The following is a 21,894-nucleotide window of genomic DNA, read 5'->3' as shown; positions in this document are numbered from 1 at the left end:
AAAGCAGGATGGGAGGAAGGGGCTGGAACAAGAAACGGGCTGATTGGAGTTATGGCTTCGATTTAATCCTTATCCCTTTCCTCCATTCTCCTTTCTTCCCTTCTCCATGTACACCATCTTTGTTTTGTACCAGGCATTACCAGCCTGGCTGTCGCTTTCACGGAGTCAGCGCGAAGCCTTCTTTGACCGCAAAACCACGCCCCTTTTTGCCCGGTTTGAGCAAGAGGTACAGGTGCGCCTATTCGATGCCGAAGCGTTTCATGCCCGGTTCTCCGATGTGATGATGATTTCCTGCAACGACCTCAATCAGTATTACGTGTTTATGGAGGCTCTGCGCGATACCGAACTGTTCAGCAAACCCTATATTGAGGTAAAAGAGGTAATTGTAACCCGCGAGAACGGGTTTAAGCCATTTGGGAAAGTTGGCGGTTGAGAATAGCCCCGGCTGTTTTGGCTCTGTTTGGGGCTTAGCGCGCCCAGGTTGGCGTAGGGGCTGCGGGGTTGAATAGCTCGTCGAGGTAGTAAGGCCGACGGGACCGTTTGTCGCAAACAGGCTCACCAATAGGGTAGCGGCAAACGGCATACACCGAAACATCGTCGGGGTTCATCAGGCTGGCGTATGCGCCATTCGGAAGCCGGTCGTTGCGGTGGTCGCGTTTGAGCCAGCAGTGGCCTAACTCGTGGAAAACGAGTGCTTCGCGTTCGGCGTTACTCGCGTTTTTCCAGCACAAATCCTCCATTTTGATCGTAATCCGGGGTGTTTGACCGGCGGCAAGGGTGCATTGCGCACAGGCATCGGCCCGGTTGGGTTGGCCAAATGTGATAATGAGGTTGTCAGCCGGAACGGTTTGCCCGTAGGTCTGGGCCACTTCGCGAAAGGCCTTCACGTACGGCTCTACCTCGGCCGGAACGCTGTATTGTTTGGGTTCGGGGGTAGGCTCCCTGCGGGGTTGGCAACTCAGTAAACCAAAGAGAGCCAGAACAATAAAGACGTTGGAGCTTGACATGGGCATCGACAGAAGTCTTTTTTTTGAATCGGGTGGGCATTAGGCCGCGCCATGACTTCGGATGCTTTCGCGGCCCCGCACCCGCCACGCGAGCCAGGCCACAACACCCAGACAAGCCGCAAACCATCCAAACGGCAACCGTAAATCGAGCAGCGACAACCCGCCAAATACAAGCGTGGTGGCAAAACTCGCCAGTCCCTGCAAAGCCTGATTAAGACCGAAAACTTCGCCCCGGTCGGCATCGGTGGTGCGTTGGGCCATAAGCCCTTCAATAAGCCCCTGAATAAGCGAAATAGTCAGGCAGTCGACCGTTACCAGCACATAAAGGCTTACCCGCGACGTACCTACCAGCCCGTAACCAGCCAAAACCGGCACCGAGAGAGCCGCTAGCCAGAATATGGCCCGGGCCTGTGGAATCCGGTCGGCGAGGTAGGTGTAAAACACGAAGCTGATGACCACGCTTAGGGCCCCGAAATACATGAAAAAGTAGGAAATGTCGCGGGCGTCCATCTGCAACGGGCCAAAACTGGCAAACGTGACAAAGTAGAAGTAATACCCGATACCCAGGGTCAAGGCCAACTGCATCATCACGAGCTGCTTAAGGCCGGGTGCCTGCCGGTCTTTCTCCAGAAGCCGACGCCAGAGGGTAGTCACGTTGAGCGCCTTAATCAACTCCTTTCTTAGTTCACTTGCCGACACCGCCGACGTGCCCGGCCGGGTTTCGCGTAGTAGCAGGCTCAGCCCTACGTTTAGTACGGAAAGGGTTACGGCCATAACCACCACAACGGGAGCCTGATGGCCGGGCTGGGCATCGAGCAGGGTGAGCAACAACCCCGATACCGCCGGGCCAATCACGAACCCGAGCGAGATAATGGAGCCCTCGATACCGAGGTTTTTGAAGAGCTGCTCTTTGGGTGAAATATCGGTAATGGCCGACCGGACGGTGGCATACATGCCGTTGGTAAGTCCGTCGCTGACGCGGTTGGCCAGAAAAGCACCTAACCGGAGGGGGAAAAGCAGGCTATTGGCCAGTAGGGTACCCACGGCCGAGAGAACGAAAATTGGCCGGCGACCGTAGCCATCGGAGAGTTTACCCAGCAGGGGCGCCGAAAATAGCTGCATTCCCAAAAATAACCCCGTACCGGCGGCCAGCCACAGTTGGGGTCGGGTAGTGGTTCGGACAAACTCGGGCAGGATGGGGCCAATGGCCGAACCCACCACAACGTCGATAAAAATAATGGCGTAGATCAGCAGCAGTCGGCGGTCGGTCAGCATAGGGCACGAAGTTACCGCCCTGTTGCTTATCAGCAGTGCCGAAGGGTCTGTTTTTGTGAAGCCTTCGGAATAATGAACAGTGCTCAGTACTGGATATTAGACGTTGGACGTTAGACCTCCTTATCTAAAGGTAGTAAGTCTAATGTCCAGTGTCTGAAGTCCGAATGTCCAGTACTGAATGTACATTTTACATTCACTGATAAGACCTCTTAGATCCGGTGCAGAATTGACCAGAAGAAAAACAGCAGGCCGCAGAGCCAGATAAGGGCTAAGCTCCCAAAAAACAGCTTGAGCGCGTCAGGAACCGGCGAAACAGGGTACTTCTTCATACAGCGCGGATATATGGATAAACAGATACGTTTCGAAAACCTGACTTACTTCAGGCCGTCAGAGTAAGCCCGGATGGGCTCACTCGACGGGTCCTGGAGCACTTCGTTTTTGGATAGAGGAAGGTTCTTGGTACTCTGAAAAGGGTAAGGGTTTATGAGTCAGGTAATCGGTGTGGTCTTTGATTGGTTGGTAATCACTGCTGGTGAGGGCAGTGGTACGAAAAGAACAGGTGTGGACAGAAACAAACTGGTGTGGACAAAGCCGGATTGGCCGGAGCTTTGTTCGTTTTGAACAAGACAAAGTTGGTTGATTGGTGGGGCGTAAGAACCGACAGAAATGCCCAAATCGGAAAACGAGTATTTTAGCGGGCAGGCGGGGAGTATTTACGCGTATTTTGCTAAAACAGGTGTTTTTACGGGTACTTAACCCGTACTTAGTCCTGTTTTTTGTCTATTCCCCCTATGTTCGTTTATGCATTCTGCTACTAAGGCCCCTGAACCTCAGGAACCGTTTGCCATTCCGCTCGAAACGGCTCAGCAATACGCCGAAAACTGGATCGAAGCCGACCCCCAGAAAGACCCGAATCTGAGCCCGACTGATATGCGCGCTTTTCTGGTGCGTAAAAAGGAGTTTATCGAGATTCTGAGTCAGTACGATACCGAGTATATCCGCATGTACGTAGGGCGCAAGCCAGTTGCGGAGGCCCCTGGCTCGCTGGAGGCCTGCTTGGTGCTGGTGTCGGCAGCTCGTCGGGGCGATGTTCAGCCCGAGGTGAAAGGCAAAAACCCCGACGATATTATTGACCTGATCGGGACCGTAGAAACTGAGCGCCAACTGTCGGAAGAAAACTACTACGTGTTCGACTTTTCAACCCTTTGTCCACCCGCCTGCGACACCGAAAGCCCCTTGTTTGTCCGCCCGCCGGGTACGGGTTGCCGGTAAGTATAAAGTAGTCTCAGCACGGGACATTAGAGGTTGGACATTAGACGTTGGACATTCCTATCTAAAGGTAGTAAGTCTAGCGTCCAGTGTCTGAAGTCCGAATGTCCAGTACAGTTTTGGTTTTTTGTTAATCCGTTAATTTAAAGGTCTTTATGGTTGAAACGTTTACGTATTGGTTTGTTAGGTACGGAAGTGCCCTGCTCATTATTTCGACATTGGTGCTTCTGCTGCGTTGGCGCACACTGAGCCCCGGTCTACGCTGGATCAGCCTGTTTATTGCCACAGCAACCCTCGGCGAGATCATCTCGAAGGTCACGTCGCGCTACCTGCATATCAATAACCTGGCCCTGTTTCATGGCTACACCTTTATCGAGTTCAATGCCATTGCGCTGTTTTACCGGCAGGTTTTCGGCTCCTTTGTGCCGCGTTGGCTCATTCCCGCCGTAATGGTGTTCTTTTCGGGGTTTGCCCTCATCAACACGTTGTACATTCAGGCGGTAACGGGCATCCATACCTATACGCTCGTGCTGGAGTGTCTGCTCGTGATCGGAATGGCGCTCCTGGCGTACTACCAGATGCTGGCAGAACTCCGCACAACCCGGCTCGAAACATCGCCCGTGTTCTGGATCAATACGGGTTTTCTGCTGTACTTCGCCGGGGTACTGTTCCTGTTTATGCTGCGGAATGTCTTCATCAAATCGGCGGGTTCGTCGTTTGAGCTGCTGTCAAACTACCTTCACCTCGGCGTGATTATCTTACTGCACCTTTTCATTAGCATTGGTTTATGGCTCAGTCCCAAGAGTCGGTTGATCTCATATTGATATTAGTGGGTGGGTCGGCGGCTATGATTCTGTTGGTCGTGGGCGTGGTAGGATTCATTCTGCTGTACCAAAAGCGCATTGTGGAGCAGGAACTGCTTGTGAAACAGATGGAGCTGAACTACCAGCAGGCGGTAGTGTACCAAACCCTCGATGCGGTGGAAGACGAACGCAAGCGAGTAGCCCGTGACCTGCACGACGAAGTCGGCGCGGCTCTGTCGGCCATGCGGTTGCTGGTGGGGCAGATTGGCCAAACGGCCGCGCCCGGTACACCCCCTGCCGAATTGAGCAGCAAAGTGAAAGGGGTAATTGATAATACCATCGATAACGTCCGGCGCATCTCGAACGATCTGTTACCGCAGGGGCTCAATGAACTGGGGCTGGCCTACGCCCTGGAGGGGCTTTGCGAAACGGCCATGAATCTGGTAGATGTGGATATTCGGCTGACGGTAGACGAAGAGATAGCTGTAGAAACGCGTACCAGCCTTATTTTGTACCGGCTGGTGCAGGAGTTGCTCAATAATGCCGTGAAATACGCCGAGGCTACCGAACTGAACCTGCAAATAAGCCAACAGGCCGATGGGCTCCTGCTCGAGTACAGCGACAACGGTAAGGGGTTTGACTTTTCAACGGCGTACCAGAAGAAAAGCCTCGGTCTGAAAAACATCGAAACCCGCGCCCAGATGCTCAACGGGACCGCTACGTTTGTGACTAAGCCGGGCGCGGGGCTACACGTAACGGTTCGTATTCCTCAGCCAATTGCACTCTCACCCACGTTATGACACCCATTCACGTAGCCATTGCCGACGATCAGGTGCTCTTCAGAAAGGGCATGGTTTCGATTATCAATGATTTTCAGGACATTCGGGTCGTGCTCGAAGCCGACAACGGCCGGGCTTTGCTCGACGGCCTCGCTACGGCCGACCCCCAGCCCGAGGTGGTGCTGCTCGACCTGTCGATGCCGGAATTGAACGGCGTTGAAACCACCAAACTACTGCACAAACAGTACCCTGATATTCGGGTCATTATTCTGTCGGTGTACAGCGAAGACCGGTTTGTAACGCACCTGATGGATTTGGGCGTGAGTGCGTACCTGTTCAAAAATGTGGAGCCGGCCGAGGTAGAACGGGCTATTCGGACGGTGGTTGAAAAAGACGTTTATTTCAACGAAGCGTTTTTGTCGGCCATGCGCAACCGGCTCAACACCCGCAAGCCCCGGCGGCTGCTGACCGATGATCTGCCCGCTACCCTGACCCCCCGCGAAATTGAGGTGCTAAACCTTATTTGTCGGCAACAAACGGCCCCCGAAATTGCCGAAGCGTTGTGCGTCAGCATCCGCACCATCGACGGACACCGGGCCAGTTTGCTCGAGAAAACCGGCGCCCGTAACACGGCTGGTCTGGTGCTGTTTGCCATGAAAAACAACCTGGTCGATCCGTCTATCCTGTTGTAAAAAAATGTCCCTATGTTGGGGAAATTGAGCCGGATGGTTCATGTTTGCAGGGCTGTCCACCTTTTTTCCTATGATTGAATACGACCCCAAAGACTGGCTCCGGTTTGTTTTCTCGATCCACAAGGCCGATACCATCCGGAAATTGGGCCCGGCACTGGCGGCTACGGCGGCCTATTGCGCGTTGGTTGCCTACGTGGTCATCGAGTATGTGCATCCCGGCCCCGACTCCGATCTGAAGAACATCGCCATCATGCACTCGTTGCTGGGTTTTGTGCTTTCGATGTTGCTCGTATTCCGAACCAATACGGCCTACGACCGCTGGTGGGAGGGTCGCAAAGCCTGGGGTGCCCTCACCAACAATTCCCGGAATTTGGCTCTCAAGCTGGCCCACATCCTCGACCCGGCCGATACCGAGTCACGGCAGTTTTTTCGGGCTATGATTCCAAACTACGCCATTGCCCTGAAAAACCACCTGCGCGGCAACCATCGACCCGATGAGTGGACACCGTGCCCCGGCTTTGACCCCCACACCGTGGCTCCCGACCGGCATCAGCCCAACCAGATAGCCATGCGGCTGTTTGGAAAGATGGACGAACTGTACGGACGGGGTACGTTCAGACCCGAGCACCTGCTGGTGCTCAACGATGAGTTTACGTCATTTACTGATGTCTGTGGTATTTGCGAGCGGATACACACTACGCCAATTCCGTTTTCGTACTCATCGTTTCTGAAAAAATTTATCGCGGTGTACTGCCTTACCCTGCCGTTTGGGTATGTGCTGTCGCTGCATTACTGGGTGGTGCCGGTGGTGGTGTTTGTGTTTTACGTACTGGCCAGTCTCGAACTGATTGCCGAGGAAATCGAAGACCCCTTCGGCAACGATGCCAACGACCTGCCCACCGATCAGATGGCGGCCAATATTCGGAAGGCGGTGTCGGATTTGCTCTGATGCCTCTGGCAAGCGAGACGCGAGGTGTTACGTCTCTACATATTTTTTGTGCAGACCTGTTTTATGTATAGACGCGACACGTCGCGTTTACGCTCTTCGTTATGGAAAATACCGAAACAACCTCCCGCAACGACTTAGGCACCGCGCCGGTGCAACGGCTTTTTTTTCGGTTTTATGTGCCCAGTCTGATCAGCATGGCGTCTATTGCGGCCCATCAGGTCATCAACGGTATCATTCTGGGGCAGCAGGTAGGCAAAGAGGCTCTGGGCGCTATTGGCCTCTACACGCCGGTGCTATTACTGTTCATCGCGTTTGTGCTCAGTATCATGATTGGCGGGGGAATTTTGTTTGCCCGGCACGTGGGGGGCAACCGGCCTGCCGAGGCCCGGCAGGTTTTCGAGGTGGCTACTACGCTGGTGTTGGGGGTGAGCACGGTAGTGGCTCTGAGTGCACCCTGGGTTACGGGGCCGTTGGTCAATTGGCTTGCGGCCGGGCAACCGCCCATACTGGTTCAGTACACCACCGAATTCACCTACTGGAGCCTCTTATTTACGCCTTTTTTCTTGATTCGGGTGCTTTGGGGCGGTTTCCTCTCAAATGATAACGCGCCCGGAGTTACCAAAAATGCTACCGTACTGGCGGCCATTCTGAACATTGTGCTCGACCTGATTCTGGTGGTTGTATTCCCATATGGGGTGGCCGGGGCGGCCATTGCCACCGGTCTGGCACTGCTGGTGGCGGTGGTGTACCTGGCCGTGGGCATCGAACGGCGCAAGGGACATTTGAGCCTGCGCCGGTTTCGGTTGGGCCTTCGGTTTGCCGAGTGGCCCGAACTGTTCCGGCTTGGCTTTCCGTCGTTTGTGTCAGAAATATCGGTGGCATTTGGGTTCTTTCTGATCAACCGGAGTTTGTTGCCCTACGGCGCGTTGGCGTTGTCGGCGTTTGGGGTGGTCAACCTGTTGAGCAATCTTTTTCTGCGGCTGTTTACGGCAGCTATGCTTGCTATTCAGCCGATTATGGCCTACAACATTGGTGCTCGCCAGCCGCATCGCGTGCTCGAAACCCTCCGGTTTGCGCTGCTCTTCACCTTCACGGTGGGGGTAGGGGTGTACCTGATTGGCTTTTTCGGAGCCGATTTGCTCATTAATGTCGTTTCGGGGGATGAGTCCGACGAGTTTAAGCAGGTCGCCACCCGCGCCATTATGCTGTCGTTTGTCCTGTTTGTGGCTACCGGCCCCAACTATGTGCTGGTTATGTACATCCAGATAATTGGGCAGGCTACCCTGTCGACGCTGACCAACGTAATCCGGGGGTTCCTGCTGATTGCGTTGTTGCTGCTCGTATTACCGGAACCGTTGGGGATGCATCTCAACGGCGTTTGGCTGGCCCGCCCCCTGGCCGAAGTGTTCCTGTTACTGGGTCTGGGTTTGTTTCTCTGGTACCGTCGCGACCGGTTTTTCAGCGACGATACCATCCTGCGTACCCGCTCCTGAACTAGATCAGTGCAACCATCTCCTCTGATGTCTTACACCCTGTTATTCAATATTACAAACTATTGAATAACAGGATTTTGTCGTGTTTGCAATTGCTGGTTATAGCTATTGTTTCAACCACTGCCAGCAACCTCCGTTGGGGGGTCTTCGGCACGAGCTAGCAACCACTGCCAGAGTCTTCGACTACTGGCAGGGTTTAGAGTGGTGTAACCCTGCCAGTGGTCGAAGACTCTGGCAGTGGTTGAAACGAAAGAATTAAGCCGGGAATAACTGAATCACTCAATACTGCTCTTTCCCACAGCTACCGCACGGAATCGCTGCTAACCACTGGGCTAAGTGTCGACACACCATTTTCGTTGAATGCTTCGATCGCGAAGTAATAGGGTACTCCTACGTTGAGAGCCCGTAACTCAAACGCACCGGGGTGGTCGTGCCAGAACTGGTAGGTCTGGTAGAGCTTATCGGGCGCAATTCCCCAGCGGATATTGTACCCAACGGCACCCGGCACTTTGGTCCAGGTCAGGTCGGCGTTACGTTCGTCTTTCTGGCGCTTGGCGGTCACTGTCGGGGTGGCCGGTGCTTTGCCGAGCCCGTTGCCAAATACCCGAAATCCGTTGATGGACAGGTGCTTGCCGGCCGTGTACACGTGTTCGTAGCGTACGTACCGCGCCCGTACGGGTTTGCCGTTGGTTCGGAGCGGAATTTCGACGTAGGCGCAGGTGTGGTCTTTTTTAGGCTCTTTGGTCAGGTCGGCTACGGTTTCCCAGGTTTTGCCATCGGTAGAGGTCAGAATTTTAAACTGGGTGTACACCGTCGAATCGGAGTCGAAAATGGCGAGCTTGTAATCGAAATAGTTTACCTGCACGGCCCGAATGTCGTGTTCGGAACCGAGGTCGGTCGTGAGCGTTTCGCCGGGGCGATTTTGGCCCGCTACCCAAAACGTGCGCGGGTTTTCGTCGGCCACCCGGTCGGCGGTTACGGTGTCGGTGGGGGCCGTTGCCAGCGTCGACGAGGCTCGTACCGGTTTTTTGTAGTTCAGCAGCATCCAGCCTGTAAACGACTCATCGGGAGCCTGTCCCTGTAGACTGCCCCATTTTTTGTCGGCCAGCCGGTGCGGAAAATCGCCAAACCGGGTGTTTACATACATTTGGTCGTCTTTATCAAACCCGGCCGGGTTCATGACAATCCGGCGTTCCATACCCCAGTTTACCCCAATCCAGGTGGTGCCGGTGTTCCAGTAGTTGCCAAAATTGTCGAGAAACGTGTTGCCGTGCCCGCAGCCCGTAGCGTAGCCTCCCGGCTTGTAGGCCACCGGGTTGTACGGAGCATACTCAAACGGTCCGAGCGGACTTTTGCCCACGTACGTTCCGTTGCCGTACACGTTGTATTCGGTGCCGGGCGCGCCATATTGCAGGTAGTATTTACCGTTGTGCTTGGTCATCCAGGCTCCCTCGGTGAACGGCTTGAACGGGTCGGAGTGGTTCGGGCCAAACCGTTCCCAGCCGTGCTTATACGGGTCGAGCCAGAACATGGCCTTGTAGGCTTCGGCCGGATTGTTACCCGCGTAGGTCAGGTTGCGGCTCTTGTCGAGTTCGGCACCAAATAGGGGGTACACGTTCGACGACCCCCAGTACATGTACCATTTGTCGGTGTCGGGGTCATGAAATAAGGCCGGGTCCCAGGGGCCAATGTCTTTGGGCAAACGCGGTAGCCAGCGGTTGTAAAACTTCAGTTTGCCTTTTTCGGGTTCTGTCGAGATAAAAATGGGCCGTTGTTCAAAGGTGCTTTGAAACAGGTAGAGCGTGTCGCGTACCGACAGGGCCGCCGGGGCACACATGTCTTCCATAGGCCACTTGTCGGGTACTACGTACCGCCAATTGACCAAATCCTTGGAGTGCCACCAGCCCCCCTGTATGGTCACGAAGAGGTAATACTCGCCGGGATTGTTGCCTTTCTTGTGGTTGATAATGACCGGATCGGCCCCCGACCGGTACGAAATTCGCTCGTTTAGCTGCTCAAAGTTGTACCGATAGCTGATGTCCATCGGGTTGCAGTACGTTTGGGCGGTACGCTCGCCCGTGGGGGTAGTGAGCGGGGCTAAGGGCTGAGCCAGCGCCGTGCTGCATCCGAACAGCAGAAAGAATAGGCTACGCATTCAGAATAGGGTTTTGTTGCCGGAATCCGGTGGAAGTGTCCTGAGGTTCGTGCCGTAATTTACGTGTCTAATCGCGGCTTCCCACCATTCGGTCGTACACCTCGTCGAAATCGGCGTTTCGGCTTTGGCGGAAATGTTCGGCGTGGTAATGGTCGAGCTTATCCAGAATTTGGGTCAGCAGGGCTTTCTCGCCATCGGTCAGTGAACTATAAGCCACAGCGCCTACGCGGTTCATCACGGGCATGGCCTGTTGAATGGTTTTGAGGCCCTCCGGCGTGATTTTTAGCCGTCTCGACCGGCGGTCCTGCTCATCAGGAAACTCCTCGATATACCCCATTCGGATCAGCCGGTTTATCACGTCCGTACCGGAGGCAAACTCCGCCATCATTTCGTAAATCAGCTCGCTTTTCTTGGGGGTACCCATTTGCATGAGCGCAATAAGGTACACGGGCTCTTCAATCGACCGGAAATCGAAGGGTTGCATGGCCTTCTTGGAATAGAAATAGGCATACTTACCCAGGCGCCCAACCAAAGCCCCCAGCCGGGCCTCTACCTGAACCGGCACCGGCGATCGGTAAATTTGACCGGTCATACTTTCGAGCCACTGCTTGTTCATGAGGCCATCCTGTTCGGGTGTCTCTTCGGCAGTTTCCCCGGTCGATAGGTCCGTGTGCTCTGTCAGATAGTGCAGGCAAAAGCCGGGTAAATCGGCGTTGGGCGTGGCTGCACTGTAGCGGGCCCAAGCATTGACCAGTTCAATTACGTTGGCTTCTCCTCTATCCATTTTTACTATGATATAATACTAAACTCAATGCCTGACTGTAAAATTACTACGAAACTAAAATTTTTTCACCTGTTCAGAACAAAAACTATGAAGTCGTAGTAATATTGCAGAAAGTATCAGGGATAGTTATGGACTCATAGTTATTGAATGGGGGTTTTATCCCGATGCGGAGCGTACAAATACCCAACTAATGCCAACCGAACCGGTATGATTGCGGAATTAAAAGGCGCGGGCAAAGAATACCGCACCGGCGACCAAACGATTGTTGCCCTACAGCCAACCACCCTACAACTGAATGAAGGCGAGTTGATGCTCATTATTGGGCCGTCGGGGTCGGGCAAAACTACCCTGCTTTCCCTGCTGGGCTGTGTGATTTATCCCAGCTATGGCGATTTGTGGGTCAATGGGCAGCATGTGAATACGCTGAAGGAAACAGCCCTCGCCCGGCTTCGGCTCGATACCATCGGCTTTGTTTTTCAGAACTTTAACCTGCTGGCACCCCTCACCGCCGAAGAAAACGTGATGATGCCCCTTCAGCTACAAGGGGTAGGGAGTGCCGAAGCCCGCACCCGCACCGAGCAGGCCCTTAAAACCGTGGGCATGACCGACCGTCGGAAGAACCTGCCCAAACAGCTTTCGGGCGGGCAGCAGCAGCGCATTGCCATTGCCCGTGCGCTGGTTACAAACCCCAAGCTGGTGCTCTGCGATGAGCCGACGGCCGCCCTCGACAAAGACTCGCTGGGCGTGGTCATGCACGAACTCCGCACCCTGGCCGACGGGGGTAAATCCGTGGCTGTAGTGACCCACGACCCCCGCCTGAAACAGTACGCCCACCGCATTGTGGAGGTGGATAACGGCTACGTCCGCGAACTAGACAATACGTCGGCAATCTGAACCTGATTATCATCAACCCCCATCCCATTCTGAACGAACCAACGCATGAATAGAGCACAACGACCGATACTCTTTGGCCTGATAGCCGTTGCTTTGGGTGCCTGTGGCGGCAAAAATGAGAAATCTGCCCAAACGCAGGACACCGTCCGAACGGTGCAGGCCCCCAAACAGATTGATGAGGTAGTGGGCATTGCCATCATCGAGCCAGCGGCCCGCATTTCGCAGCTCTCGGCCGAAACGGGCGGATTAGTCCGTAGTATAAACGTCAACGTGGGCGATCAGGTCCAGAAAGGACAGGTGATTCTGACGATGGACAACGCCGTGGAAACGGCTCAGCTTCAGCAGGCCAATGTGAAAATCAAAACCCAGCAGGACGCCATCGAAACGGCTCGCCAGAACGTGCAGACACTCCGCGTGCAACTCGAAAAAGCACAGGCCGACCAGAAACGTAACGAGACCCTTTTTGCCGGGAAAGCCCTCACCCAGAAAGACCTCGACGACTCGCGCTATGCCGTGCAGAACCTGCAACAACAGATTCGGGCGGCTGAGGCACAGGTGCGGCAGGCGCAGGGGCAGGTGGCATCGCTCCGGGCCGATATTCAGTATGCCAATACCGTGGCGGGTCTGAAAACGGTGAAAGCCCCGGCAACCGGTACCTTGCTGAGCCTGGATGCCAAGGTGGGGCAATACCTGACCAACAACCAGTCGATCGGTGAGTTTGCACCCGAAGGCCCTCTGGTGGCCATTACGGAGGTTGATGAACTCTTTGCCCTGAAGGTCAGCGTGGGGCAGAAAGCCTACGTTCGTCCGCAGGGTAGCGACGAGCGGTTGAGCACGGGCACAGTGGTGCTGGCCTCGCCGTATCTCCGCAAGAAATCGCTCTTCGCCGACAATACCGCCAACCTCGAAGACCGGCGTGTGCGGGAGGTTCGGGTACAGCTCGACGACCCCGGCAAAGTCATCATTGGAGCGCGTGTAGAATGCGTCATTAATGTAAAATGAACGATGAATAATGTATAATGACACTCAGTGGCCAAATTAACTCTCCATTATTCATTTTACATTTTACATTACCCATTACGATGTTCAGAACGGCCTACAAATTCATTCGCTACGACAAGGCTAAGTCCTTGGGTGCGTTGGCGGGCATTGTGATTTCGGTGTTTCTGGTGGGTCAGCAGGCGGGTCTGTTTATCTTCCTGACCGACGCCATGCGTAGCCTTGTCGATAACAACAAAGGCTACATCTGGGTGACGGATGAAACAACCACCAACGCCAATCAACTGAGCCTGCTCGATACCCGAAAAGGCAATGAGATTGCTTCGTTGCCCGGTGTAGAGCGTGTGTACCCGGTTGTGGTGGCTACGGTGGGGGCCAAGTTTGCAAACGGTAAGACGAGCGGAATGGCGCTTGTTGGCTCGCAGGCGCCCGGCTTTGTGGGTGGCCCGTGGCGGCTCTACACGGCCAAGCCGCAGGATATGCTCCCCGATGGCGCCATCATCACCGACTTTTACGATGCCAAAGCCCACGGGGGCCTCAAACCGGGGGATTATTTCGAGATTAACGGGAAAAAGGTGTACAACGCGGGCCTGACGCGCGGTGCGCGGTCGTTTGGGGGCGGCTTACTCGCCTTTACCACCATCGAACGCGCCCGCTACCTCGGCAACGTATCGACCAATAAAGTCAGTTTTTATCTGGTAAGGCACAAACCGGGCGTTACCGAAACCTCGGTTATTCAGGCGATCAACGGATCGATCAACGGCGTGCGGGCCTGGAATGCCGATGCCCTCTCCGAGACCACCGTCCGCACGGTGCTGGCCACCAACGGCATTGCGGCTTCGTTTGGGAGCCTGATCGGGTTCGCCATCATTTCGGGGTTGGTTATTATCGGCCTCACGCTCTACTCAGCGGCCATCGACCGGATCAAGGATTACGGCACACTGAAAGCCATCGGGGCTACCAACGGCTACATCAGCCGCCTTATTCTGATGCAGGCCTTTTTATTTGCCGTGGTTGGTTTTGTGGTGGGGCGGGGGCTGGTCGAAGGGTTCCGGTACGGGATTGCCCAGTCGGGTACGCTATTTTATTTCCCCGGCTGGTTCGATTTTGCCCTGTTTGCCGTAACCATTCTTATTTCGCTGGGCGGGAGTGTTTTTGCCATTCGTCGGATCAACAGTCTGGAACCCGCAACCGTATTCCGGGGGTGATTGGTAGAGACGCAAAATTTTGCGTCTCAGTATCCGGCAGGTATACAAGATCAAATAACCATCCGGTCAGGAGACACAAAATTTTGTGTCTCTACATAAATACCATTTACAATCATGAGACTCCTCATTTTCCTTTTGCTCTGTTCTTTATTCGCGCAATCGGTTGTTGCTCAGACAGCCGTTTCGCTGCCAGAAGCCCTGAAACAGGCACAAGCTAACCGGCCCGAACTGACTAACGGGCAGCTTCAGGTGCAACTGGCGGGCAGTGATGAGGCTCGTCGGCGGGCGCGGTGGCAGCCCCAGGTCAATGCCGGGGCCGACCTACGCTGGAATACCCAAATTCAGCGTAGTGTGATCAAAAACGCACCGTTTGCCAACAATCAGGACATTGTGCTTCGGTTTGGTACACCTATCAATAACTTGCTGAATGTGCAGGCCGAGCAGAAAGTGTACGACGCCCAAAGCCGGGTGGAGCGCGACATCAACCGGCTCAATGTAGAAAGTCAGCGGGCTTCTCTCGAACGCCTAAAAGTGGACGTGCGCCAGCAAGTGACCGAAGCGTATTACCAGGCGGTGTTTAACCGGGAAAAAAAGCGGCTCTCGGAACAGGCGCGGATGCGGGCACAGACGTACCTCGATCAGGCCAAAACGCGCCTACAGGCAGGGACCTTGCTCGAATCAGACTACAACCGGTTTGTGCTCGACCTGAGCAATGCGGAGTTGACCCTGCGGAACGATGGGCGGGATTACGCCCTCAGCCTCGACAACCTGCGCTACCGGATCAATAGCCCGAATGCGGTGGAGCCGGCCGACTCGCTGACGGCCCTGTTTGCCCAGTTTCAGGCCGACGAAAGCGCCACAAACGAGCGCGTCGAACTGCGGCAGGAAGATCTGAGCCGACAGCTGAACCTTCTAAACGAACGCAAAGAGCAGGCTCGACTGTCGCCCGTGGTATCGGCTTACGGCGCGTATGCGGCCCAGCAGCTCGCTGATACGTTCAATCCGTTTGCGTCGGGCACGTGGTTCCCGTACAATTATGTGGGGCTGCGGGTCAACGTTCCAATCTTCGATGGCCGACAAACCCGCCTGAACCGGCAAGACTACGTGACGCGGGCGCAAATCAGCCAGAATACCCTACAACGGCTTCGCAATGATTTCGACTACGAAACCCGCGCGGCTCGCAATACGCTTGAACAAGCCCGCGAGAACCTGACCGAAACCCGGAAGAACATCGAACAGGCGCAGAATATCCTGGCTATCGACCGGGTGCGTTTTGATGCCGGTACGCTCTTGCTCGCCGATTTCCGCAATAGTGAGTATGCCCTTCAGCAGGCTGAAAATAATTACCTCCGGGCGGTTTACGAGGTGTTGCTGGGGCAGTTGCAGGTACGGAAAGCGTTGGGGAGTTTGTGACGCGTAGATGCTATAGACAAGTAGAAGAAGCTTACCAGCCTCCCCACTCGCTCACCACCTCGTAGCCAAACCGGGCAATGAGCCCGAATACAACTACTAGAAACAGAGCCCGGATAAATGCCGAGCCGCGCCCGATAGCCATTCGGCTCCCGATAAACGAACCGGCCATGTTGCAGAGCATCATCGGGATGGCGAGTTCGTAGGTTACGAAGCCGTTGGTAATAAAAAAAATGAGCGACGATACGTCGGCTACCACGTTGATGAGTTTGGCCTGCGCCGAGGCCCGCAGGAAGTCGTAACCGAGCAAGCTCACAAACCCGAATACCAGCAGACTACCCGTACCCGGCCCCACAAACCCGTTATAAAACCCGATGGCTCCGCCCAGGGCTCCGGCCAGCCACGGAAGTTTATGGGGAGCTACCCGCAGGTTTTCTTCCTGCCCCAGGGTTTTGTTCCGATAGGTGTAGATCGCAATACCCGTCATCAAAACCAGCATGATGGGTTTCAGTACGGCACCCGGTAGCATACTGGACAGCCGCGCGCCCAGAAATGAGCAAATACTGGCTGCTACGGCCGCCCACAGCACAATAGACCACGGCACGGCCACCCGCTGAATATATTGCCAGGCGGCTACGCCCGTGCCCATAAACGACGAAAATCGGTTGGTACCAATGACACGCGGCACCGGAAAATGGGGGAAAAGCAGAAAGAGAGCAGGAATCTGAACCAGACCCCCACCGCCCACTACTGAGTCGATAAAACCGGCTGTCAGGGCCGTTAAACAAAGCAAAATAAGGGTGGTAAACTCAGGCATACGCGACGACAAAAGGGCAAAATTATACTTTACGAGGAACTTTACTTTCGTAAATGTTTCACATCAGGGGTAAAACAGGACCGGGTCAGTCGCTTAGACTCACTTTCGGGTGCCTACCCGTGGAACAGGTTTGGATAATTCTGCGTACCTATTGACTCGAATACCAAAATCGACAAACTTAGATAGTCCATTAGTTTAGGTTTCACTCTTTAAACAAACCGTGTGACACTATGAGACTTCAAATTCATGCTGTGCACTTTACGGCCGACCGTAGCCTGCTCGATTTTATCCAGGCGAAGCTGAACAAGTTAGACACTTTCCACGACCGCATTATCAGTGGTGAGGTGTTTCTGAAACTCGACGGGTCGGAAACCAACAAAGTGAAAGAAAAAGTCATGGAGGTGCGGCTGCTCATTCCGGGCAAAGAGCTCTTCGTGAAAGAACACGATAAGACGTTTGAAAGCGCCACCGACCGCGTGTTGGAGGTGCTCAAAGATAAATTGGTTCGTTGCAAAGAAAAACGCAATGACTTTTCGAGTTCAACCATCGCGCAGGCTAAAGAGCGCATGAAAATGGACGAACCCGTTGAAGTTGATCTAGACGATTAATACCTTATATCTCCTAACGCAAAAAGCCGCCGACTCCCTTGAGTTGGCGGCTTTTTTAATGGCTAATGTAAAGTGGTTAATGGCTAATCAATACGGAATTACCCATTTTACATTAGCCATTATACATTTTACAGCCCAAACGCTTCTTTGATTTTGTCGACGAAGTCGAGCTTCTCCCAGGTGAAGAGTTCCACCTCAACCTGCTTGGTAGAGCCGTTCGAACCGAAGGTCTTGGTAACCACTTCGTTTTTGCGGCCCATGTGACCGTAAGCGGCCGTTTCCGAATAAATCGGGTTACGGAGTTTCAGTCGTTGCTCAATCGCGTAGGGGCGCATATCAAAAATCGACTCAATCTTGCGGGCAATCTCGCCGTCGGTCATGTCAACTTTGGCAGTGCCGTACGTATTCACGTATAGACCACAGGGTTTGGCCACCCCGATAGCGTACGACACCTGAACCAGTACCTGATCGCACAGGCCGGCTGCCACCATGTTTTTGGCAATGTGGCGCGTGGCATATGCCGCCGAACGGTCTACTTTCGAGGGGTCTTTGCCCGAGAAAGCACCACCACCGTGAGCGCCTTTGCCGCCGTAAGTGTCTACAATGATTTTACGACCCGTCAGGCCGGTATCGCCGTGGGGGCCACCAATCACAAACTTACCCGTGGGGTTGATGTAATAGGTGATATCATCGGTAAACAACCCCTGAAGTTCGGGCTTCAGTTTGGCTTTCACCCGCGGAATCACAATGTTGATGATGTCTTCCCGGATTTTGGCCAGCATTGCCTCGTCGGAATCGAAGTCGTCGTGCTGCGTCGAAACCACAATCGTGTCGATCCGAACAGGCCGGTCGTCGTCTGAGTACTCAATGGTCACCTGCGACTTGGCGTCGGGGCGGAGGTACGGAATCAGATCAGCGTGGTTGTTCCGAATGTCTGACAGCTCCTGCAGGATCTTGTGCGACAGATCGAGCGGCAGCGGCATGTAGTTTTCGGTCTCGTTGGTGGCGTAGCCAAACATCATACCCTGATCACCAGCACCCTGCGCATTGGCTTTGGTCTCGAAATCGTCGTTAGCTACGGCCCGATCAACCCCCTGATTAATGTCGGCCGACTGATCATGTAAGGCTGAGAAAATACCGCATGAGTTAGCCTCAAACATATATTCGCTCTTGGTGTAGCCAATCCGGCGGATCACCTCGCGGGTAATTTTCTGAACGTCGAGGTAAGTTTCGGTTTTGATTTCACCGGCCAGCACCACCTGACCTGTAGTTACGAGAGTCTCGCAAGCCACCTTACTCGACGGGTCGTAGGCAAGGAAATTATCAATCAGCGCGTCCGAGATCTGATCGGCGACTTTATCGGGGTGTCCTTCCGAAACGGATTCGGAGGTAAACAGATACGGCATATTGTCGGTCTGAACGTAGTTTTAAAGCACAAAAGTAAGAGTTTAGCGTTCAAAAACCGTACCGTACTGGCGAGTTGCCCGTTTCGGGAGTCGTTAGCTCAGCAACTTCCGGCGCAATACGTCAAACAGGGCCATCGTAAAGGGGACTTTGGGCATCGACCACATTACCCGCAGATCCTCACCCAGACTGGTGTCTTCATCCAGAAACTTGAACACCTGCGCCGGGCTGTTGTGCTCGTAAAGCAGCGTAAACATATCGTCGGCAGGGTAGCGGTGTTTCTGAAGTACGTTCAGGAAAATACTGTCGTAGAGTTTGAACCGGCTTTTAAACAGAGATTTTTGCCGGAATGGTTTTCCGGTTTGGGCGAGGCTTTGTACCAGTTCACGGAGGTAGCGCTGCGTGCGCTGAAACGTGTACCCCGTTGAGGCTTTGGTATGTCCGCCGGCTGTACCGATTCGGACAATATGCTCCGATGGGTTTTCCTGGGTTGGGACATCTGACATCGGAATCACGCCAAACTCGGTTTCACAAATCTGGTAGGTGCCGGTGTCTAAATGCTGGGTAATGTACTGCCCCAAAGCGGCCTCGTAATCGGCGTCGGTCAGGAGGGTTTCGTTGAAAAGAGTAAACTCAATCAGGGCTGTCTGCGCATCGAAAGGCAGGACGTACGCAAACCGGCAGTCGCCGTGCTGGGCCACCCGGAAATCCATCATCCGGGGCTGATCGACGTTGAAACAGGGTTTCTCGGTCCGAATCACCCACCCTTTGAAATGTTGCAACAGATTATGGTTGTCGGGGTCGTCGAGTTTGAGCGCAAAGGTGCTATCGAACACGTAGTCGGCCATGAGGGGTTCGTCGTCGGCAATAACAAACCCACCCTGAGCGGTTTCTTTGATACGGTTGATATTGGCTTGCCTGATTTCGATGTTCGGAAACCGGGCCAGATGCTCCTGAATGTGGGCGTAGAAATCAATGCCCCGCAGCATTTTGTAGCGGTAGTCGCCAATATTCAACAGGCCCGAAAGCGTAGTTCCATGAAACTCGACCCGGTCCCAGTTACGAAACAGAATCGACTCAAACGGACCTTCGCCCCGTTCCCAAAAACACCACGTACGGTCGTTACGGTTTTTTGATTCGCGGTCGAGCAGTAAAATGGAGCGGTCGCGCAGGGGCGATTGAGTCAGGTAATAGGCCATACTCAACCCAGCCATGCCACCGCCTGCAATGATGAAGTCGTATTTTTTCATCGGGTCGATGATGCACTAAAGCCCCGCCGATTGCCGACAGGGCTTTACCAAATAACTATACGTTCTGTAACTTGTTTGCATTCACCCGCGATGTCATCTTGTTTTGAACGATGACATCGCGGGTGAACCGGGGCGGGGTACCCGGCGGTTAGGCCCGCCCTACACCAGCACGTGCCGTTCGGCGTGGTAGCTCGACCGTACCAACGGCCCTGCCTCTACGTACTTGAGACCCCGGCGGAGGCCTTCTTCGCGGTAGCGGTCAAACTGCTCGGGCGTAATCCATTCAATTACCTCGTGGTGCATCTTGGTGGGTTGCAGGTACTGACCCAGCGTCAGAATATCCAGCCCGTTTTCGGCCAGATCATCCATTGCTTTGTGCACCTCGTCGGTGGTTTCGCCCAGACCCAGCATAATGCCGGTCTTGGTGCGTTGGCCGTACTCTTTAGTCCGCCGAATTTGCTCCAGGCTACGCTCATAGCGGGCTTGCGGCCGCACGCGCCGGTAGAGCCGCTCCACGGTTTCCATGTTATGCGACACGACTTCCTGACCGGCCTCAATCATCCGAATGAGGGCATCCCAATTGCTTTTCACGTCGGGGATGAGCGTTTCGATGGTTGTTGTCGGGGAGGCTTCTTTCACGGCCCGCACGGTCTGATACCAGATTTCAGCCCCGCGGTCTTTCAACTCGTCGCGGTTCACCGAGGTAATCACGGCGTGTTTGACTTTCATCAGCACAATGGCCTCAGCTACGCGCCGGGGTTCGTCGGTATCGTATTCGTTGGGCCGACCGGTGGCTACGGCGCAAAAGGTACAGCTCCGGGTACACACATTTCCCAGAATCATGAAGGTTGCCGTACCGGCACCCCAGCACTCGCCCATGTTGGGGCAGTTGCCTGATTCACAGATAGTATGGAGCTTATAGGTATCAACAAGTTTGCGGACTTTGGCATATTCGGGGCCAACCGGCAACTTCACGCGCAGCCAGTCGGGCCGCTTTTTACGTTGCTCGGTGGATGGGATAACGGGTAGTTCAATCATGGTACAACCTCGTTCGGTGTTTTTGTACAGAATGCAAATCTACGGGCTAAAGTTCTGGTTGCCTCGTTTCAGCTTTGCGTTTTCACCTCCTCTACCAATTCGTTGATTCGTTGCCGGGGTAGGTCATTATATTGAGCCGCCAGTTTATCAATATCCAGCCCCTGTTTGTACGCAACCGTCAGCAGAGAAACAAAAGCATCTTCTTTCCCTTTTTCGATGCCTTTCTCAATGCCTTTCTCGATACCCTCCTCAATGATTTGGTCATACGTTGACATAGCTGTTCTGTTTACTTGGTCGGTTGCGAATAAAGACTGAAAAAATGCTTTAGGCCGGATGTCCAGGTTCTTTGATAAATAAATGACTGTGGTAATTAAATAGTTCTTTCCGGATTCGGTCTGAACCAGTTCATCCAACCATACAAACAATCGGTGGCGATATTCAAGTAATCGGGCTTCATTTTCCCGATGCTTCATCAAAAATAACGATGTTGCCAGAAATCTATTCCGAAAGCCAAGAAGCTGTTCATCATCATAATGTGAAATATCGAAAATCAGATACCGGAACATCGGCAGAAACTCTTGTAATGCCGCGTCGACCGCTCCAAAGTAGTGTGAAAGAGGCTCGTACTCCCACCGTGCCTTTCCATGATAGATTATAACCGGGATTAAGAGGCCGGGCGGTTTGTTTTGCTTTTTGGCTTCCTCCCAACTATTCAGTAGATATCTCAGCAATTGGAAATGCGGATATTTCTCTTTTTGGCTTTTGTGCTCAAACAGAATCGCAATCTGAACCGGAGTACTACTTTCGTAGACGCAGTCGTAGACAGTGTCGGCAAAGTATTCTTCCAGCGTAGGGTCCGTGTACGATGTGTTACGTAGTGTGAGGGTGGGCAGATTAAGTTTCTCCCGTAGTGGTTCTGGAAATACTTCCCGCACAAAGTCAGCCGCTATATCCTGCCGTGAAAAGTTTTCCTTGAAAAATTTGTCATGAATATTTTCAGGCATCGCTATGGAGATTACGCCTAAACGTACAACAAAAAGCGGAGCCCCGGCTGAGGCTC

Annotated in this window: 21 protein-coding genes; 12 read left to right on the top strand and 9 right to left on the bottom strand. The window is 53.9% G+C overall.

What is annotated here, in order from left to right:
* Nucleotides 1-106: 106 nt before the first annotated feature.
* Nucleotides 107-433 carry a darcynin family protein gene (locus F5984_RS11510; protein ID WP_152124381.1) on the top strand — a complete coding sequence of 109 codons (327 nt, stop codon included), beginning with the start codon at nt 107-109 and terminating at the stop codon, nt 431-433.
* A gap of 34 nt (nt 434-467) precedes the next feature.
* Here F5984_RS11510 and F5984_RS11505 read toward each other — a convergent pair whose 3' ends face one another.
* Both F5984_RS11505 and F5984_RS11500 read right to left on the bottom strand, forming a co-directional pair.
* Nucleotides 468-1,007, bottom strand: a complete 540-nt coding sequence (locus F5984_RS11505; RefSeq protein ID WP_152124380.1) for a putative metallopeptidase — start codon at nt 1,005-1,007, stop codon at nt 468-470.
* 39 nt (nt 1,008-1,046) lie between these two features.
* Complete coding sequence (locus F5984_RS11500) at nt 1,047-2,282, bottom strand: MFS transporter (protein ID WP_152124379.1); 1,236 nt, start codon at nt 2,280-2,282, stop codon at nt 1,047-1,049.
* Between the two features lie 801 nt (nt 2,283-3,083).
* Here F5984_RS11500 and F5984_RS11495 point away from each other — a divergent pair.
* From F5984_RS11495 to F5984_RS11470, 6 genes are all read left to right on the top strand, one after another.
* A complete protein-coding gene (locus F5984_RS11495; protein ID WP_152124378.1) occupies nt 3,084-3,554 on the top strand; it encodes a hypothetical protein in 471 nt (156 codons plus the stop codon).
* Between the two features lie 152 nt (nt 3,555-3,706).
* A complete protein-coding gene (locus F5984_RS11490; protein WP_152124377.1) occupies nt 3,707-4,375 on the top strand; it encodes a hypothetical protein in 669 nt (222 codons plus the stop codon).
* A complete protein-coding gene (locus tag F5984_RS11485) occupies nt 4,339-5,154 on the top strand; it encodes a sensor histidine kinase (RefSeq protein ID WP_152124376.1) in 816 nt (271 codons plus the stop codon). Before F5984_RS11490 ends, F5984_RS11485 begins: the two co-directional genes overlap by 37 nt.
* Entirely contained in the window at nt 5,151-5,825 is a 675-nt protein-coding gene (locus F5984_RS11480; protein WP_152124375.1) for a response regulator transcription factor, read from the top strand. Before F5984_RS11485 ends, F5984_RS11480 begins: the two co-directional genes overlap by 4 nt.
* Before the next feature lie 70 nt (nt 5,826-5,895).
* Nucleotides 5,896-6,774 (top strand): bestrophin family protein, encoded by an 879-nt coding sequence (locus F5984_RS11475; RefSeq protein ID WP_152124374.1) that lies wholly within the window; start codon nt 5,896-5,898, stop codon nt 6,772-6,774.
* A 101-nt stretch (nt 6,775-6,875) separates the two neighbouring features.
* Complete coding sequence (locus tag F5984_RS11470; RefSeq protein ID WP_152124373.1) at nt 6,876-8,267, top strand: MATE family efflux transporter; 1,392 nt, start codon at nt 6,876-6,878, stop codon at nt 8,265-8,267.
* A gap of 301 nt (nt 8,268-8,568) precedes the next feature.
* On the opposite strand, the gene F5984_RS11465 is transcribed toward F5984_RS11470, so the two are convergent.
* Together F5984_RS11465 and F5984_RS11460 are read right to left on the bottom strand one after the other, a co-directional pair.
* Nucleotides 8,569-10,422 (bottom strand): family 43 glycosylhydrolase, encoded by a 1,854-nt coding sequence (locus tag F5984_RS11465; protein ID WP_152124372.1) that lies wholly within the window; start codon nt 10,420-10,422, stop codon nt 8,569-8,571.
* Between the two features lie 67 nt (nt 10,423-10,489).
* Entirely contained in the window at nt 10,490-11,206 is a 717-nt protein-coding gene (locus tag F5984_RS11460) for a MarR family winged helix-turn-helix transcriptional regulator (RefSeq protein ID WP_152124371.1), read from the bottom strand.
* Nucleotides 11,207-11,413: 207 nt separating this feature from the next.
* Here F5984_RS11460 and F5984_RS11455 point away from each other — a divergent pair, with 207 nt between their 5' ends.
* The 4 genes from F5984_RS11455 (at nt 11,414) to F5984_RS11440 (ending at nt 15,720) form a co-directional block, all read left to right on the top strand.
* The gene (locus F5984_RS11455) at nt 11,414-12,100 is read left to right on the top strand and encodes an ABC transporter ATP-binding protein (protein ID WP_152124370.1); all 687 of its coding nucleotides are present in this window, start codon (nt 11,414-11,416) and stop codon (nt 12,098-12,100) included.
* A 45-nt stretch (nt 12,101-12,145) separates the two neighbouring features.
* On the top strand, nt 12,146-13,102 hold the full coding sequence (locus F5984_RS11450; RefSeq protein WP_152124369.1) for an HlyD family secretion protein: 957 nt from the start codon (nt 12,146-12,148) through the stop codon (nt 13,100-13,102).
* Nucleotides 13,103-13,182: 80 nt separating this feature from the next.
* On the top strand, nt 13,183-14,307 hold the full coding sequence (locus tag F5984_RS11445; protein ID WP_152124368.1) for an ABC transporter permease: 1,125 nt from the start codon (nt 13,183-13,185) through the stop codon (nt 14,305-14,307).
* Between the two features lie 114 nt (nt 14,308-14,421).
* On the top strand, nt 14,422-15,720 hold the full coding sequence (locus tag F5984_RS11440; protein ID WP_152124367.1) for a TolC family protein: 1,299 nt from the start codon (nt 14,422-14,424) through the stop codon (nt 15,718-15,720).
* A gap of 31 nt (nt 15,721-15,751) precedes the next feature.
* On the opposite strand, the gene F5984_RS11435 is transcribed toward F5984_RS11440, so the two are convergent.
* Nucleotides 15,752-16,534: a sulfite exporter TauE/SafE family protein gene (locus tag F5984_RS11435; RefSeq protein ID WP_152124366.1), complete on the bottom strand. Its 783-nt coding sequence runs from the start codon at nt 16,532-16,534 to the stop codon at nt 15,752-15,754.
* Between the two features lie 230 nt (nt 16,535-16,764).
* Between F5984_RS11435 and F5984_RS11430 the strand changes: the two genes are divergently transcribed.
* Nucleotides 16,765-17,142: an HPF/RaiA family ribosome-associated protein gene (locus F5984_RS11430; RefSeq protein WP_019990166.1), complete on the top strand. Its 378-nt coding sequence runs from the start codon at nt 16,765-16,767 to the stop codon at nt 17,140-17,142.
* Between the two features lie 128 nt (nt 17,143-17,270).
* On the opposite strand, the gene metK is transcribed toward F5984_RS11430, so the two are convergent.
* The 4 genes from metK to F5984_RS11410 form a co-directional block, all read right to left on the bottom strand.
* Entirely contained in the window at nt 17,271-18,548 is a 1,278-nt protein-coding gene (gene metK / locus F5984_RS11425) for a methionine adenosyltransferase (RefSeq protein WP_152124365.1), read from the bottom strand.
* Between the two features lie 93 nt (nt 18,549-18,641).
* A complete protein-coding gene (locus tag F5984_RS11420; protein WP_152124364.1) occupies nt 18,642-19,796 on the bottom strand; it encodes a lycopene cyclase family protein in 1,155 nt (384 codons plus the stop codon).
* A 159-nt stretch (nt 19,797-19,955) separates the two neighbouring features.
* Complete coding sequence (gene lipA / locus F5984_RS11415; RefSeq protein ID WP_152124363.1) at nt 19,956-20,834, bottom strand: lipoyl synthase; 879 nt, start codon at nt 20,832-20,834, stop codon at nt 19,956-19,958.
* Nucleotides 20,835-20,902: 68 nt separating this feature from the next.
* Complete coding sequence (locus F5984_RS11410; RefSeq protein WP_152124362.1) at nt 20,903-21,838, bottom strand: Rpn family recombination-promoting nuclease/putative transposase; 936 nt, start codon at nt 21,836-21,838, stop codon at nt 20,903-20,905.
* Nucleotides 21,839-21,894 lie beyond the last annotated feature (56 nt).

This window comes from Rudanella paleaurantiibacter (assembly GCF_009184635.1).
Taxonomy (GTDB): Bacteria; Bacteroidota; Bacteroidia; order Cytophagales; family Spirosomataceae; genus Rudanella; species Rudanella paleaurantiibacter.
This window is presented reverse-complemented; position numbering and strand designations above follow the sequence as displayed.